The following is a 14,931-nucleotide window of genomic DNA, read 5'->3' on the forward strand; positions in this document are numbered from 1 at the left end:
GCCCCGGTCACCTCTTCGACCGGCGGGAACGGACAAGGAACGACACTGTGGACAGGGCGAGCGTTCCCCAGGCCGGCACCCAGAGCGGTTGTTGCTGCGCCACCGTTCCGAGGCCGCCCCCCGTGGCGTAGCAGATCAGTGCCAGGAGCCCGAGGAAGGTGCCCTGCCGGGCCCGTTTCCGGCGGACGTCCGGGCCGGCCAGCCAACGCCCGACGCGTTCGCCGATCTTCGCCACCGTGCCCGACTGGTAGGTGATGGCGGTGCTGATCCCGGCCGTGCGGACGAACAGGGTCGCCAGCGCGCCCATGGCGAAGCCACCCGCGGCCGCGAGCGCGATCCGCGGCAGCCCGCCCTGGCGGCCGTGGTGGAGCAGGACGTTGAGCACCGCCCAGAGCGCCAGCGTGACCACGGCGCAGGCGAGCCCCCGGAAGGACGGCGACCACCGGCTCCGTGCCGCGCGTACCTGTGAGACCACGCCCGTCCCGGCGGCGAACGCGATCAGTGAGGCCGCGGATTCGGGCCAGGCGGCATGTCGTCCGGCCAGGCCGATGCCCAGGAGAACGGCGTTGCCCGACTGGTTGGCCACGAACGCTCCGTAGCGCAGGAAGGCGAAGGCGTCCACGAAGCCGGCGATGCCGGTGGTGAGGGCGAGGACCAGGAGCGGGCGCCGGAACTCCCCGTACACGTCCTGCGGGTCCGAGGTGGTCGAGGGCCGCGCGGGTGTCGGGTCGCCCATCGCGTTTCACACCCTCCGGACAGAGGGCCCGGACAACCCGGGCATCCGGTATTTTACCGCCAAAGCGGCGGCTCGATCCGTTTCGCGTCCGATCCCACCGGGCGACGCGGACACGGGCGGGCCGGAGGGCGACGCTGCCGGTCGGACGCAGGTCATAGGGTGGTCTCCGTGGCGACCCTTCTGCTTCTGCGACACGGCCGGACGACCGCGAACGCCGACGGCGGCCTGGCCGGCCGCCAGCCGGTCGAGCTGGACGAGACGGGCCGGGCCCAGGCGGCCGCGGTCGGTGAGCGGCTGCGGTCGGTGCCGCTCGCCGCGGTGGTGACCAGCCCGCTCATCCGGTGCCGGCAGACCCTGGAGCTCGCGCTGCCCGACGCCGACCCGCTCGTGGAGGAGGGGTTGATCGAGTGCGGCTACGGAGCCTGGGAGGGGCAGCCACTCAAGAAGCTGGCGAAGGAGTCGCTCTGGCCGGTGGTCCAGCAGCACCCCAGCGCCGCGGTCTTCCCGCAGGGTGAGGCGATGGCGGCGATGGCCGCACGGGCGGTCGCGGCGGTGCGCCAATGGGATGCGCGGATCACGGCCGAGCACGGCCCGGAGGCGGTCTGGCTGGCGTGCAGCCACGGCGACGTGATCAAGGCGATCGTGGCCGACGCGCTCGGCGTACACCTTGATCTTTTTCAGCGGATCGTTGCCGACCCGGCGTCGGTGACGGCGATCCGGTACACCCCGCTGCGGCCGTTCCTGCTGCGACTCAACGACACCGGGGGCGACCTGGCCGCACTGGCGCCGCCACCACGCAAGCGCCGCCGGGCGGCGCGGGCCGCGACGAGCGCTGCCGACTCCGATGCCCCGGTGGGCGGCGGCGCGGGGGCCGGCCGGTGAGCCGGCGTGCGCCACGCCCGGGTGCACGGGCCGGTGCGCCGGGCGTGGCGGGGAGCACGGTGATTCGGGTCGGTGGGGTGCGCGGTGCCATGGCGGGCCGGATAGGGTCGTGGGTATGACCCACCAGGTGCACGCCTTCGAACCGCCGGAGCGGTTCGTCGCCGGGACTGTCGGGCCGCCGGGGGAGCGCACGTTCTTCCTGCAGGCTCGCGGCGGCGGCCGGCTGGTCAGCGTCGCGCTGGAGAAGGTCCAGGTGTCCCTGCTCGCCGAGAAGCTGGAGGAGCTGCTCACCGAGGCACAGCGTCGCTTCGGGGTGGACCTTCCCGAGCTGGCGCCGGTGATCGGCGACAACGAGCCACTGGACACTCCGGTCGACGAGGAGTTCCGGGTCGGGACCCTCGGGCTGGCCTTCGACGTGGACACCGCGACCGTGGTGATCGAGGCGATCGCCGCGGGCGAGGTGGAGCCCGAGGTCGAGCTGGGCGACGAGGACGACGAGGACGAAGACGACGACGAGGACGACGAGCCGGACGAGGATCTGGACCGCCTCCGGGTCCGGCTCACCCCGCAGGCGACCCGCCAGTTCATCGAGCGGGCCCGGCGAGTGGTCAACGCGGGCCGGCCGCCGTGCCCGCTCTGCGGCCAACCGTTGGACCCCGCCGGGCACCTGTGCCCGCGGCACAACGGTTACCACCGGTGACCTCGTCCGGCCTCCAGCCTCGCCAGGACGGCGACGCCGCGCTGCGGCTGCTGCGTGACGGCGTGCTCGACCTGGAAGGTCGGCTGGTCGACGCGTCCAACACGACGCTGCGCGGCATCCTGACCCTGGAGGGGGTCACCGCCCGCTGCGTCTACAAACCGGTCCGGGGCGAGCGCCCACTCTGGGACTTCCCCGACGGCACCCTGGCCGGCCGGGAGGTCTCGGCGTACCTGGTCTCTCGGGCGACCGGTTGGGACCTGGTGCCGCCCACCGTGCTGCGCGACGGCCCGTTCGGCCCCGGCTCCTGCCAGCTGTGGATCGACGAGCCGGAGGACGCCGAGCCGCTGGTCGGGTTCCTGCCGGCCGGGGAGCTGCCACCCCGCTGGTTCCCGATCGCCGCGGCCCGTGACGACGACGGCGCCGCGTACGCCCTCGCGCACGCCGACGACCCACGGCTGGCCCGCCTCGCGGTGCTCGACGCGGTGATCAACAACGCGGACCGCAAGGGCGCTCACGTGCTGGTCGGGGCCGACGACCGGATCTACGGCGTGGACCACGGGGTGAGCTTCCACGTGGAGGACAAGCTGCGTACGGTGCTCTGGGGTTGGGCCGGCAAGCAGCTGCCCACGGACGCCGTGGAGATGCTCGACGGGCTCGCCGGGCAGATCGCCGGCGCGCTCGGCGCGGAGTTGGCCGACCACCTCACCATCAGCGAGGTGACCGAGGTGGCCTCCCGGATCGACCGGTTGCGCGAGACCGGCCGCTTCCCACAGCCACCGGAGGACTGGCCGGCGATCCCCTGGCCACCCATGTGACGCGTTGTCATCTTGATCACCCGTGAGGCGCTCCGACCTCGTCGTCGGGCTGGCTAGGCTGATCCCATGGAGTCTTGGGCGGGACACGAGGTGCCACGGCTGCCGGGCAGGGGCGAGCCGTTGGCGCTGTACGACTCGGCGCGGCAGGGTGTCCACCCCAGCGAACCGGCCGACGCGGGAAGCATGTACGTCTGCGGCATCACCCCGTACGACGCCACCCACCTCGGTCACGCCGCCACCATGATCACGTTCGACCTGGTGCAGCGGATGTGGCGGGACGCCGGCCGCCCGGTGCGCTATGTGCAGAACGTCACCGACATCGACGACCCGCTGCTGGAGCGGGCCACCCGCGACGGCGAGGACTGGGTGGTCCTGGCGATGCGGGAGACGGCGCTGTTCCGCGAGGACATGGAGGCTCTGCGGATCATCCCGCCGGAGCACTACGTGGGGGCGGTCGAGTCCATCCCGGACATCGCCGACAAGGTCGAGGTGCTGGTCAAGGACGGCGCCGCGTACCGCCTCGACGACGGCACCGGCGACGTCTACTTCGACATCTCCGCCACAGGTCGGTTCGGCTACGAGTCGAACCTGACCCGGGAGCAGATGCTGGAGATCTTCCCGGAGCGCGGTGGTGACCCCGACCGCGCCGGCAAGCGCGACCCACTGGACCCGCTGCTGTGGCGTGGCGCCCGCGAGGGGGAGCCGTCCTGGCCGGGCGGGGAGCTGGGCCCGGGCCGGCCGGGATGGCACATCGAGTGCGCGGTCATCGCGCTGAACCTGCTCGGTGACCGGATCGACGTCCAGGGTGGCGGCAACGACCTGCTGTTCCCGCACCACGAGGCGTCCGCCGCGCACGCCGAGCGACTCACCGGCCAGGCGCCGTTCGCCGAGCACTACGTGCACGCCGGGATGATCGGCCTGGACGGCGAGAAGATGTCCAAGTCCCGCGGCAACCTGGTCTTCGTGTCCCGGCTGCGCGCCGACAAGGTCGACCCGATGGCGATCCGGCTGGCGTTGATCTCCGGGCACTACCGCAGCGACCGCACCTGGACCGACGAGCTGCTCACGGCCGCCCAGGAGCGCCTGGACCGCTGGCGGCGGGCCGCCGCCGCGCCGGCCGGGCCGTCCGGGGCCGAGCTGCTGGCCGGCGTACGCGAGCGCCTGGCCGACGACCTCGACACCCCTGGTGCCCTGGCGGTCGCCGACCGCTGGGCTGAGGCGACCCTCGCCGGCGCCACGGATGACGCCGAAGCGCCCGCCCTCTTCGCGAACACGGTGGACGCCCTCCTGGGCATCCGCCTCTGAGCACGTCTCCCGGCGGACGGCACGCTCCGTAGCGCCGCGCGTGCCTCGCTGTGGCGGTCGTGATCGACTCGGTTTTCAGGAAGTCGCGGTGTCGGGGCTGGTGTGATGCCCCGATTTCCTGCAACCCGAGTCGATCACCGCGACACCCCCGTCGACCACTTCCGCGGCGACGCTCCGTGCCGCCCGTGCGGTGGCGGGCGTGATCGACTCGGCTTTCAGGAAGTCGCGGTGTCCGGGCCGGTGTGATGCCCCGATTTCCTGCAACCCGAGTCGATCACCGCGACACCCCCGTCGACCACCTCGACGGCGACGCTCCGTGCCGCCCGTGCGGTGGCGGGCGTGATCGACTCGGCTTTCAGGAAGTCGCGGTGTCGGGGCCGGTGTGATGCGCCGATTTCCTGCAACCCGAGTCGATCACCGCGACACCCCCCGTCGATCATGAGGTTGACGGGCGGTTCGATCTCTGCGGGACCCGTCAACCTCATGATCGACGGGATGGGTGCGGGCAGGGCAGGGCAGGGCAGGGTCAGCCCAGGACCAGGCCGGGGTCGGGTTCCGGGTCGGGGGTCGGGGCGGGGATCTTGTATTCCTCGGTCAGGGTGGTCATCGGGCCGGGCCAGGTGGCCTGGGCCACCTCGATCGGCTTGTGGTGCGCGTCGTACGCGACGTGCAGCAGGTGCAGCACCGGGGTGTCCGGCCGGATCTGGAGCGTCTCGGCCTCCTCCCGGCTGGGCTGGCGGGCGCTGATCGTGTCGGTGGCCGAGACGTACCGCCGCCCGGTGGCCTCCTCCGCCTCCTGGTAGAGGGGGCGGCCGAACGCCTCGGTGCGCTCCAGCGAGGTGCCGGCGGTGTCGCGGGGCAGGAACCAGGAGGCGCCCACCTCGACGGGGGAGTCGTCGGTGCGGACGAGGTGTCGCCGGCAGAGCAGGTTGGTGCCGTCGGGCACCCCGAACGCGTCGGCGACCTCAGCGGGGGCGGGGGAGTGGCCGACGGAGACGAGTTGTTGGCGGTACCGGGCGGCCAGGTCGGTGTGGTAGCCGCGGAAGCCGCCGTACCGCCCTCGGGAGAGTCGGTTGAGTCGGCGGCGGGTGCCCCGGACGTACGTACCGGAGCCGGGTTTGGTGATCAGGATGCCCTCGACCCGCAGCTGGTCGACGGCGCGTTGCACGGTCTGCTTGGCGACGCCGAACATCTCGGCGATGGCCGGGATGGACGGCAGTCGCTCGCCGGGTCCCCAGTCGCCGCGGCGGACCTGGGCCTTGAGCTGCGTGGCAATCTGTCGGTGCGGGAACTCGGCGGCCCCGGGATTGATCTGCACACCCGCCTCCTTGATCACATCTAGGTTCCTAGGATGCCCTAGCGGGTGTGACGGCGCCACCCCGGACACGCCAAAAACGGGCCCCCGGACCAGAGGAGGTCCGAGGGCCCGCAGCGAACAGTGCTACCAGGAGCCGGCGGTCGGGCCGGCTGAACCGCCCCGTCGGCGCAGGTACTTCTCGAACTCCTGGGCGATCTCGTCGCCGGTCAACGGGGTGATGCCCTCGTCGCCGACCCGTTCTTCCAGCTCACGAACGTATTCGCCCAGCTCGGCGTCCTGCTCGGCGGCGCTACGCACCCGCTGCTCCCACTCGGCGGACTCCTCGGCCAGGTCGGCCATCGGCACCGGCAGGTCGACGACCTCCTCGACCCGGTGCAGCAGGGCGAGGGTGGCCTTGGGGCAGGGCGGGTTGTTGGCGTAGTGCGGCACGTGCACCCAGAACGACACGGCGTCCACCTCGGCGCGGGTGCAGGCGTCGTGCAGCACACCGACGATGCCGGTCGGCCCGTCGTAGCGGGTGGGGGTGAGCTGGTAGCGCTCGGCGGCCTGCGCGTCGGAGGCGCTGCCGCTGATCGGCAGCGGCCGAGTGTAGGGAACATCGGCCAGCAGCGCGCCGAGCAGCACCACCCGTTCCACCTCGAGGCTGTGGCAGATCTCCAGCACCTGCTCGCAGAAGGTCCGCCAGCGCATGCTCGGCTCGATACCACGGATCAGCACCACGTCGCGGTCGGTGCCCTCCGGGCTGGCCACCATGAACCGGGTCGTCGGCCACTCCACCCGGCGGGTCTCCCCGTCGGCCATGGTGATGGTGGGCCGGCTGACCTGGAAGTCGTAGAAGTCCTCCGGGTCCAGCTCGGCGATCTGCCGCGCGTTCCAGACCTGCTCCAGGTGCTCGACGGCCGCGGTGGACGCGTCGGCGGCGTCGTTCCAGCCCTCGAAGGCGGCGATGGCCACCGGGGACCGCAGCACCGGCAGTCCGTCGAACTCGGTCACGCCGTCACCTCACCCTGCTCGTCGCGGTCGGCGCCGGGATCGCGCCCGGTCGTCATACCGTGTGGCACAGCGGCGTCCCTGTTGTCCTTCACGTCCGCCAGCCTACGTGCCGGGCAGGGATGCGGCCCGTCGGCCGCGCCGGTCCACCGAACCGACGACCGGTCATACACGAACGAACCAGACAGGGTGATCCCGCTGACACAATATGGGATCGGGTGCCGAGGGCCGTTGGGTGTGGCAGGGACGGCACTAACCTGAACGGGTGCGGACTTCGTTGATGGATGTGCTGGCCGACCGGATTCTCATCGCCGACGGGGCGATGGGCACGATGTTGCATGCCGCTGACCTCACGCTCGACGACTTCGACGGCCTCGAGGGGTGCAACGAGATCCTCAACGTCACCCGGCCGGATGTGGTGCGTGGGGTGCACGACGCCTACCTGGCCGCGGGCGCGGACTGCGTGGAGACCAACACCTTCGGCGCCAACCTGGCCAATCTCGGCGAGTACGACATCCCGCATCGCATCCGGGAGTTGTCCGAGGCCGGCGCCCGCATCGCCCGGGAGGCCGCCGACGCGGCGAGCACCGCGCAGCGGCCCCGATTCGTGCTGGGCTCGATCGGGCCGGGCACGAAGCTGCCCACCCTCGGGCACGCCGACTACGCGACCCTGCGCGACGCGTACCAGGAGAACGCCGCCGGTCTGATCGTCGGCGGCGCGGACGCCCTGATCATCGAGACCTCCCAGGATCTGCTCCAGGTCAAGGCGGCGGTGGTCGGGTCGAAGCGGGCGATGATCGAGCTGGGCCAGCAGGTGCCGATCATCTGTCACGTGGCGATGGAGACCACCGGCACCATGCTGGTGGGCAGCGAGATCGGCGCGGCCCTCGCGGCCATCGAGCCGCTCGGCGTGGACATCATCGGCCTCAACTGCTCGACCGGCCCGGCGGAGATGAGCGAGCACCTGCGCTACCTGTCGCAGCACTCCCGCGTCCCGTTGTCGGTGATGCCGAATGCCGGCCTGCCGGTGCTGACGGCCGATGGGGCGTACTTCCCGCTGACTCCCGTGGAGCTGGCCGAGGCCCTGGAGCGGTTCATCACCGAGTACGGGGTAGGGCTGATCGGCGGCTGCTGCGGCACCACCCCGGAGCACATCCGGGTGTTGTCCGAGCGGCTGCACGGCGCCACCGCTCCGGCGCGCGAGCCCCGGCACGAGGCGGGTGTCTCCTCGGTCTACCACCCGGTGCCGTTCGCCCAGGACGCGTCGGTGCTGATGGTGGGGGAGCGGACCAACGCCAACGGGTCCAAGGCGTTCCGGGAGGCGATGCTCGCCGGCGACTGGCGGGCCTGTGTGGAGATCGCCCGCAGTCAGGCCCGCGACGGCTCGCACCTGCTCGACCTGTGCGTGGACTACGTGGGCCGCGACGGCACCCAGGACATGCGAGAGCTGGCTGGTCGGTTCGCCACCGCGTCGACGCTGCCGATCATGCTGGACTCCACCGAGCCGGCAGTCGTCGAGGCCGGCCTGGAGATGCTCGGCGGCCGGTGCGTGGTCAACTCGGTGAACTTCGAGGACGGCGACGGCCCCGACTCCCGGTACGCGCGGGTGATGCCGATCGTCCGCGAGCACGGCGCCGCGGTGGTGGCGCTGCTCATCGACGAGGAGGGGCAGGCGCGTACCCAGGAGTGGAAGGTCCGGGTCGCGGCGCGGCTGATCGACGACCTGACCGGTCGGTGGGGCCTGGACCGCTCGGACATCCTGATCGACGCGCTGACCTTCCCGATCGCCACCGGCCAGGAGGAGACCCGCCGCGACGGCCTGGAGACGATTGAGGCGATCCGGGAGATCGCCCGCCGCTACCCGGGGGTCAACTTCACGCTGGGCATCTCGAACATCTCGTTCGGCCTCAACCCGGCGGCCCGGCAGGTGCTCAACTCGGTGTTCCTGCACGAGTGCGTGCAGGCCGGCCTGACGTCGGCGATCGTGCACGCCAGCAAGATCCTGCCGATGTCGAAGATCCCGGACGAGCAGCGCGAGGTCGCCCTGGACCTGGTGTACGACCGGCGCCGCGAGGGGTACGACCCGGTGCAGCGGTTCCTGGAGCTCTTCGAGGGTGTCGACGTGACCAGCGCCCGGGCCAGCCGGGCGCAGGAGTTGGCGGCGCTGCCGCTGGACGAGCGGCTCAAGCGGCGGATCATCGACGGTGAGCGCAACGGCCTGGAGGCCGACCTGGACGAGGCGATGGCCGGCGGCCGCACCCCGCTGTCGATCATCAACGACATCCTGCTGGACGGCATGAAGGTCGTCGGGGAGCTGTTCGGCTCCGGCCAGATGCAACTGCCGTTCGTGCTCCAGTCCGCCGAGGTGATGAAGACCGCCGTGGCGTACCTGGAGCCACACATGGAGACCGCGGAGGACGGCGGCAAGGGCCGCATCGTGCTCGCCACCGTGCGCGGCGACGTGCACGACATCGGTAAGAACCTGGTCGACATCATCCTGTCCAACAACGGCTACGAGGTGGTGAACATCGGCATCAAGCAGCCGATCAGCGCCATCCTGGACGCCGCCGAGCAGCACCGCGCCGACGCGATCGGCATGTCCGGGCTGCTGGTCAAGAGCACTGTCATCATGAAGGAAAATCTCGCCGAGATGGCCACGCGCGGGGTCGCGGAGCGCTGGCCCGTCCTGCTGGGTGGGGCGGCGCTGACCCGCGCGTACGTCGAGGACGACCTGCGGTCGATGTTCCCCGGGCAGGTGCACTACGCCCGGGACGCCTTCGAGGGGCTGTCCCTGATGGACAAGGTGATGACCGCCAAGCGTGGTGGCGCGCCGGTGATCGACCCGGAGCGGGAAGCGGCGCTCGCGGCGCGGCGGGCCCGCCGGGAACGGCAACGGTCCATGGTCAGCGAGTCCCTGCCCGAGCTGCACGACTCCTCGACCCGCTCCGACGTGGCCATGGACGTGGCCGTGCCCACCCCGCCGTTCTTCGGCACGCGGGTGATCAAGGGCGTGCCGATGGCCGACTACGCGGCGCTGCTCGACGAGCGGGCCACCTTCCGTGGGCAGTGGGGGCTGAACGGTGCCCGAGGCGGCAACGGTCCGTCCTATGACGAGCTGGTGGAGACCGAGGGCCGGCCGCGTCTGCGTTACTGGCTGGACCGGTTGATCGCCGACCAGGTGCTGGAGGCAGCCGTGGTGTACGGCTACTTCCCCGCGTACTCCGAAGGCAATGACCTGGTGGTGCTCGACGAGAACGGGCACGCGGAGCGCGCCCGGTTCTCGTTCCCCCGGCAGCGCCAGGAGCGGCGGCTCTGCCTAGCGGACTTCTTCAAGCCCAAGGGCGACCAGCTCGATGTGGTCGCGTTGCAACTGGTCACCGTCGGCCAGCCGGTCAGCGAGTACGCGGCGAAGCTGTTCGCCCGCAACGAGTACCGCGACTACCTGGAGGTGCACGGCCTGTCCGTGCAGCTCACCGAGGCGCTCGCGGAGTACTGGCACCGGCGCATCCGGGCCGAGATGACCCTGCCCGACGGCCGTCCGCTGGGCCACGACGACCCAACGGACCTGGCCGGTCTGCTGCGAAACGACTACCGGGGCTGCCGGTACGCGTTCGGCTACCCGGCCTGCCCTGACCTGGAGGACCGGGCGAAGATCGTGGACCTTCTCGGATCGGAGCGGATCGGGGTCGAGCTGTCCGAGGAGTTCCAGCTGATGCCGGAGCAGGCCACCGACGCGATCGTGGTCCACCACCCGGAGGCCAGCTACTTCAACGCCAAGTAACGGGCGGCTGAGAGCTGTGGTGTGAACAAGCCGGGACCATGCTGAGGTTTCGTCGGCCTGGTTGCGGGCAGGCGCAGGCGTGCGCATCAACGTGGAGGAGCCAAGGGCTGCCGAACGGTTCTGGGAAGGGATGCGGGAGGTGGCTGCTGCCGCCGCCCGGCATCAGGATCCTGGCTTGTACCACTCGATCGTCAAGATCGGCAGGGCTGCGCTGGCCCAAGGCGTCGAGCTGGTGCCGTCGAGTGGGCTCTTCCTGGAATGCCCTGTGTGTGAGGTCTTGCCAGGCCAGCGATGTGTCAACGCGCCCAGGCACCCTCTGCAGGACAACATTCTTCACGCGGAGCGGACGGAGTTGGCCGAGAAGGCGCTGAGGGGAGAAGTCCCCTTTCCCCATCCACTTCGCTGACGTCGCCTGGCCGGACCCGGACCGTGTCTCGAGGACCGAGTTGCCGCCGAGGCATGCTCTCGTGCCGTGTAGCTCGCGGAGTGCTGCGGGCGTAGGCAGTTGACGGTTGGACGGCCGTCAGCGGATGATCCAGCGGTGTGTCGCTCGGCTCAGCGAGCCGGGACGCTGGCCTTAATGGACAACATGATCGCCGTCATGTGGTGGCTTCAGGAGAGCGGATTCCATGAAGTTCCTTCTCACGTCGTCGGGCATCTGTAACCCGAGCATCTCCGACGCGCTCGTCGACCTGCTGGGCAAGCCGGTCGCCGAATCCACGGCCCTGTTCATCCCCACCGCGGTCTACCCCTTCCCCGGTGGAGCTGAGAGGGCATGGAAGGCGGTCCACGGTCAGGCTTCGATCCCGCTGTCCCAGCTCGGCTGGAAGTCCCTGGGGATGTTGGAACTCACCGCGCTGCCGACCATTCGAGAAGAGAACTGGGTCCCGGCGGTCCGGGAGGCCGATGCCCTCCTCGTCTGGGGCGGCGATGTGCTGTACCTGACCTACTGGCTGCGCCAGTCGGGCCTGGCCGACCTCCTGCCGTCGTTGGACGACACGGTTTATGTGGGGGTCAGCGCCGGGAGCATCGCGGTCACCCCGTACAACTGCGACGCCGAATTCGACCTTGAGTTCGTCCCTGACGGCAGTGACATGGCGCAGGACGCCGATCGGGCGCTGGGGCTGGTGGACTTCACGCTGTACCCCCACCTCAATCATCCGGAGATGGAGGACACCGAGCTGTCCAACATCCAGAAATGGGCGTCCGGAATCCCGGTCCCGACTTACGCCATCGACGACAACACCGCCATCAAGGTGGTCGATGGCACGGTTGAGGTCATCTCCGAAGGCGACTGGAGACTGATCAACCCCTGACCGAGACGGGCATCACGGCCAGTCGATCCGACCTGAGTCATCGAGTTCCGCCTCGCCTTCCTCCAGTCGCTCGGCAATGTCGTCAAGCATGTCCGCCACATCTGCCCATGGTGGCTGGGCCAGTGCGCCAGTGTCCCGATGGAATTCCATCACGCAGCCGTGCCTGGGTCCGCCGCGCAGGTCCACGAAGAGATTCCCGCCGCCGTGGTTGGTGGCGACGGGCAACCAGGCAGGCAGCCAGGTCTCGCAAACCGTTGCGGCTAGGCGGCTGTTCTCCGAATTCACGAAGTCGTCCCACCGGTCGAGCGGTGCGACCTTCCGAGCGACGTCCATCCACAAGCGCCGACTCTCCAACGCTTCATTGATGGGGTACGGCGCGAAGCCTGGCGGGATGAGCCACCCGCCGTCCGCCTGAAGGCCGGAATGCGTCCCGTCGGCGTACAACCACCAGGCGCGCAGGTCCGGCGGCAGCGGCTGGCCGACTGCCTCCTGTGCCGCCACGAGGTCGGCCTCAGACGCCGGCGGTCGTAGAGCCGCGCGGGCCCGGGGTGCGTGCTGTTGAAGCCACGCGTCAATGCGATCTAACGCGGCCGCGGCGACCGCCGCGCGCTCCGTACTCGCCATATGCAGCCTTCCGATCGCCGAACCAGGCCGCCTGTCGTCACCTGCGGGGAGTGGCCGCCGGGCAAGTACCCGTTAGGTTCGGACGCTTGAGTCAAAAATACCCTTCCCACGCAGCCCGCCCACCCCGAGTTGACGCCCTGACTTGCGTATGCCAAAAATAGTTGGCATGAGCCAACGCGAGGTATGGGAGCTGAGCGGTGACCGGCTGGTCGAGGTCCTCGCCACGCTGGCCAGCCCGCACCGATTGCGCGTGCTCGCGGCGCTGGCCGGTGAACGCGCCTACGTCTCACAACTCGCCCGCGACCTGGGCATCAGCCGCGCGCTGCTGCAGGTGCACCTCAAGAAGCTGGAAAAGGCCGGGCTGGTCACCGCGCACCTGGAGTTGTCTCCGGACGCCAAGGCACTCAAGTACTACGAGGCCACCCCGTTCTCGCTGCACCTCACGCCCGACGTGGTGGCGGTCGCCGCCACGACCCTGAGCACCGCCGGAGACGGCGACGCCGTACCCAAAGGAAACAGTTAGATGGACATCGCCGCCTCGGTCTTCCTCATCGTCATCGCCGCCGTGGTCATCGCGGCCATCTGGTATGCCGGCGTCCGCAAGCGGGTCGCCGTCTCCGGCGAACTACAGCGGCAGTACGCCGAGCAGGCCGCCGAAACACAACGCCTGCTCGCCGACATGGGCGCGCAGCTGGCCGATCTGAACCGACGCACCGCGGAGATGCACCGCATCCTCAAGGACGCCGAATGACAGCCCTCGGCCTCAGCCCGCCGGTCACGCTGGTCAACGTCCCCAACGCCATCACCGCCGTCCGGACCGCCATCTCGGTGGCGCTCGCCGTGGCGGCGCTGACCCACCGCAGCGTCCACCTGCTCGTCGCCGCGTACCTGATCTACTGGATCGGCGACATCCTGGACGGCGCCGCCGCCCGGGCCCTGGGGCAGGAGACGCGCACCGGCGCGGTCTTCGACATCGTCGCCGACCGTGCCTGCACGTCGGCCTGTGCCGCCGCGCTGGTCGTGCTGCGGCCCGCCACCGCCCTGCCGGTCGCGGTGTTTCTCGTCCAGTTCATGGTCATCGACCAGCTGCTGAGCCTGATGTTCCTGCGCTGGCCGCTGCTGAGTCCGAACTACTTCGCCAGCGTCGACCGCCGCATCTACCGGTGGAACTGGTCGCCGCCGGCGAAGGCGTTGAACACCGCCGCGGTGGTGATCCTGGCGATCGTCGCCCCGACGGCGGTGGCCGTCACGTTCGCCCTCGCAGTCGCAGCGGTGAAGGTCGTCTCGTTGGTCTGCGCCGCCAAATTGCCGGTGGACCCGCCGCACACCCGGCCATGATCGCCGTCCTGGTGGCTGCGGCCGTCGGGCTCCTGTCGGCCTTCCTGCCGTTCACCCCGGCCGAGCCGTACCTGATCGCGGCCGTGACGACGACCGGCGCGCCGTCGGTGGCGCTGGGTGTAGCTGCCGCGGCCGGTCAGACTGCCGGCAAGGTCCTTATCTTCCTCGCCGCGCGCGGCGCGATCCACTCGTCCTGGCTGCAACGCCGGCTCACCAGGCGCACACCCGCCGCGCCCCAGCCCGCGGGCCGGCTGGCGACCATGCTCGCCCGCCCGAAGGCGGCCGGCGCGCGACTCGTCGAGGTGATGGAACGCCCCCGCCAGGCCACCGGGATGCTGCTGGTCAGCGCCGTCACCGGATTCCCGCCGCTGCTGGCCGCCAGCGTCTACCTGGGCCGCACACCCATGCGTTCCACGGCCTTCGCGGTGACCTGCCTGTTGGGCCGGACGATTCGCTTCGTGACGATCGCGCTGGCCCCGCACGTCGCCGGCTACTGAGCGAGCGCCCTGGGCGGGCCGCCACCAGGGCGAACACCCGAGGAGCGGGCGTGGTGACACGGCGCCAGCAACTGACTGACGAAACCTGTGTCGAGAACGGTCGGGCGGCTCCGTCCCGGGGGAGGATGCGGCCACAGGGGCCGCACCGGACCAGGGAGATCCAGCATGGCGATCCAGCGGATGGACAACGTCCTCATCGTTGTCGAAGACCTCGACGCTGTTATTGCGTTCTTCGTCGAACTGGGCATGGAGCTGGAGAGCAGAGGGCCGGTCGAGGGACGGTGGGTCGAGCGTGTCATCGGGGTCGACGACGTCCGACAGGAGGTCGCGATGCTGCGCACCCCGGACGGTCAGAGCAAGGTCGAGCTGGCGATGTTCCACACCCCGAAGGCGATCAGCCCCGAGCCCAGTGACGCGCCGGCGAACACGCTCGGTCTTCGTCGCATCATGTTCGCCGTCGACGACATCGAGGACGTCGTCGCCCGCCTGCGTGCCCGTGGCGCGGACCTCGTCGGTGAGCTGGAGCGGTACGAGGACATCTTTCGGCTCTGCTACGTGCGCGGTCCCGAGGGCATCATCGTCGGACTGGCCGAACAGCTCAGGTGAGGGCCCGGCGGGGTGCTCGCCGA

Annotated in this window: 16 protein-coding genes; 12 read left to right on the top strand and 4 right to left on the bottom strand. The window is 70.5% G+C overall.

Features of this window, described 5'->3' with window-relative positions; genetic code table 11:
* Positions 1-7: 7 nt before the first annotated feature.
* On the bottom strand, positions 8-736 hold the full coding sequence (locus tag HNR22_RS03020) for a YoaK family protein (RefSeq protein WP_179778969.1): 729 nt from the start codon (positions 734-736) through the stop codon (positions 8-10).
* A gap of 159 nt (positions 737-895) precedes the next feature.
* Here HNR22_RS03020 and HNR22_RS03025 point away from each other — a divergent pair, with 159 nt between their 5' ends.
* From HNR22_RS03025 to mshC, 4 genes are all read left to right on the top strand, one after another.
* Positions 896-1,618 carry an MSMEG_4193 family putative phosphomutase gene (locus tag HNR22_RS03025; protein WP_179778970.1) on the top strand — a complete coding sequence of 241 codons (723 nt, stop codon included), beginning with the start codon at positions 896-898 and terminating at the stop codon, positions 1,616-1,618.
* Positions 1,619-1,733: 115 nt separating this feature from the next.
* Positions 1,734-2,318, top strand: coding sequence for a DUF3090 domain-containing protein (locus HNR22_RS03030; RefSeq protein ID WP_179778971.1), 585 nt, complete (start codon positions 1,734-1,736; stop codon positions 2,316-2,318).
* Complete coding sequence (locus HNR22_RS03035; protein WP_179778972.1) at positions 2,315-3,133, top strand: SCO1664 family protein; 819 nt, start codon at positions 2,315-2,317, stop codon at positions 3,131-3,133. The genes HNR22_RS03030 and HNR22_RS03035 overlap by 4 nt, the downstream gene beginning before the upstream one ends.
* Before the next feature lie 66 nt (positions 3,134-3,199).
* Positions 3,200-4,438, top strand: a complete 1,239-nt coding sequence (mshC, locus tag HNR22_RS03040; protein ID WP_179778973.1) for a cysteine--1-D-myo-inosityl 2-amino-2-deoxy-alpha-D-glucopyranoside ligase — start codon at positions 3,200-3,202, stop codon at positions 4,436-4,438.
* Positions 4,439-4,964: 526 nt separating this feature from the next.
* Here mshC and HNR22_RS03045 read toward each other — a convergent pair.
* The gene (locus HNR22_RS03045; RefSeq protein ID WP_179778974.1) at positions 4,965-5,756 is read right to left on the bottom strand and encodes a UTRA domain-containing protein; all 792 of its coding nucleotides are present in this window, start codon (positions 5,754-5,756) and stop codon (positions 4,965-4,967) included.
* 123 nt (positions 5,757-5,879) lie between these two features.
* Positions 5,880-6,749: a PAC2 family protein gene (locus HNR22_RS03050; RefSeq protein WP_030332815.1), complete on the bottom strand. Its 870-nt coding sequence runs from the start codon at positions 6,747-6,749 to the stop codon at positions 5,880-5,882.
* 277 nt (positions 6,750-7,026) lie between these two features.
* Here HNR22_RS03050 and metH point away from each other — a divergent pair, with 277 nt between their 5' ends.
* The 3 genes from metH to HNR22_RS03065 all read left to right on the top strand — a co-directional run bounded on the left by metH (position 7,027) and on the right by HNR22_RS03065 (position 11,843).
* Entirely contained in the window at positions 7,027-10,527 is a 3,501-nt protein-coding gene (gene metH, locus HNR22_RS03055; protein ID WP_218907027.1) for a methionine synthase, read from the top strand.
* A gap of 79 nt (positions 10,528-10,606) precedes the next feature.
* A complete protein-coding gene (locus HNR22_RS03060; RefSeq protein WP_179778976.1) occupies positions 10,607-10,933 on the top strand; it encodes a zinc finger domain-containing protein in 327 nt (108 codons plus the stop codon).
* Between the two features lie 223 nt (positions 10,934-11,156).
* The gene (locus tag HNR22_RS03065) at positions 11,157-11,843 is read left to right on the top strand and encodes a Type 1 glutamine amidotransferase-like domain-containing protein (RefSeq protein WP_179778977.1); all 687 of its coding nucleotides are present in this window, start codon (positions 11,157-11,159) and stop codon (positions 11,841-11,843) included.
* A 12-nt stretch (positions 11,844-11,855) separates the two neighbouring features.
* Here the strand turns inward: HNR22_RS03065 and HNR22_RS03070 are convergent, their stop codons facing one another.
* On the bottom strand, positions 11,856-12,467 hold the full coding sequence (locus HNR22_RS03070; protein ID WP_246380644.1) for an SMI1/KNR4 family protein: 612 nt from the start codon (positions 12,465-12,467) through the stop codon (positions 11,856-11,858).
* A gap of 166 nt (positions 12,468-12,633) precedes the next feature.
* Here HNR22_RS03070 and HNR22_RS03075 point away from each other — a divergent pair, with 166 nt between their 5' ends.
* From HNR22_RS03075 to HNR22_RS03095, 5 genes are all read left to right on the top strand, one after another.
* A complete protein-coding gene (locus HNR22_RS03075) occupies positions 12,634-12,990 on the top strand; it encodes an ArsR/SmtB family transcription factor (protein WP_179778979.1) in 357 nt (118 codons plus the stop codon).
* Complete coding sequence (locus tag HNR22_RS03080) at positions 12,991-13,218, top strand: hypothetical protein (RefSeq protein WP_088948075.1); 228 nt, start codon at positions 12,991-12,993, stop codon at positions 13,216-13,218. It begins immediately after the preceding gene.
* Positions 13,215-13,805 (top strand): CDP-alcohol phosphatidyltransferase family protein, encoded by a 591-nt coding sequence (locus HNR22_RS03085; RefSeq protein ID WP_179778980.1) that lies wholly within the window; start codon positions 13,215-13,217, stop codon positions 13,803-13,805. Before HNR22_RS03080 ends, HNR22_RS03085 begins: the two co-directional genes overlap by 4 nt.
* Positions 13,802-14,302, top strand: coding sequence for a hypothetical protein (locus HNR22_RS03090; protein WP_179778981.1), 501 nt, complete (start codon positions 13,802-13,804; stop codon positions 14,300-14,302). The genes HNR22_RS03085 and HNR22_RS03090 overlap by 4 nt, the downstream gene beginning before the upstream one ends.
* Before the next feature lie 165 nt (positions 14,303-14,467).
* Positions 14,468-14,908 carry a VOC family protein gene (locus HNR22_RS03095; protein WP_179778982.1) on the top strand — a complete coding sequence of 147 codons (441 nt, stop codon included), beginning with the start codon at positions 14,468-14,470 and terminating at the stop codon, positions 14,906-14,908.
* The last annotated feature ends 23 nt before the right edge of the window (positions 14,909-14,931 follow it).

It is taken from the genome of Micromonospora jinlongensis, from assembly GCF_013410645.1.
Classification (GTDB): domain Bacteria; phylum Actinomycetota; class Actinomycetes; order Mycobacteriales; family Micromonosporaceae; genus Micromonospora; species Micromonospora zamorensis.

Coding starts and splice junctions, on each gene's coding strand:
- mshC (WP_179778973.1), top strand. CDS start 3,200: ATGGAGTCTTGGGCGGGACACGAGGTGCCACGGCTGCCGGGCAGGGGC.
- HNR22_RS03065 (WP_179778977.1), top strand. CDS start 11,157: ATGAAGTTCCTTCTCACGTCGTCGGGCATCTGTAACCCGAGCATCTCC.
- HNR22_RS03070 (WP_246380644.1), bottom strand. CDS start 12,467: ATGGCGAGTACGGAGCGCGCGGCGGTCGCCGCGGCCGCGTTAGATCGC.
- HNR22_RS03080 (WP_088948075.1), top strand. CDS start 12,991: ATGGACATCGCCGCCTCGGTCTTCCTCATCGTCATCGCCGCCGTGGTC.
- HNR22_RS03095 (WP_179778982.1), top strand. CDS start 14,468: ATGGCGATCCAGCGGATGGACAACGTCCTCATCGTTGTCGAAGACCTC.
- HNR22_RS03030 (WP_179778971.1), top strand. CDS start 1,734: ATGACCCACCAGGTGCACGCCTTCGAACCGCCGGAGCGGTTCGTCGCC.
- HNR22_RS03085 (WP_179778980.1), top strand. CDS start 13,215: ATGACAGCCCTCGGCCTCAGCCCGCCGGTCACGCTGGTCAACGTCCCC.
- metH (WP_218907027.1), top strand. CDS start 7,027: ATGGATGTGCTGGCCGACCGGATTCTCATCGCCGACGGGGCGATGGGC.
- HNR22_RS03090 (WP_179778981.1), top strand. CDS start 13,802: ATGATCGCCGTCCTGGTGGCTGCGGCCGTCGGGCTCCTGTCGGCCTTC.
- HNR22_RS03075 (WP_179778979.1), top strand. CDS start 12,634: ATGAGCCAACGCGAGGTATGGGAGCTGAGCGGTGACCGGCTGGTCGAG.
- HNR22_RS03020 (WP_179778969.1), bottom strand. CDS start 736: ATGGGCGACCCGACACCCGCGCGGCCCTCGACCACCTCGGACCCGCAG.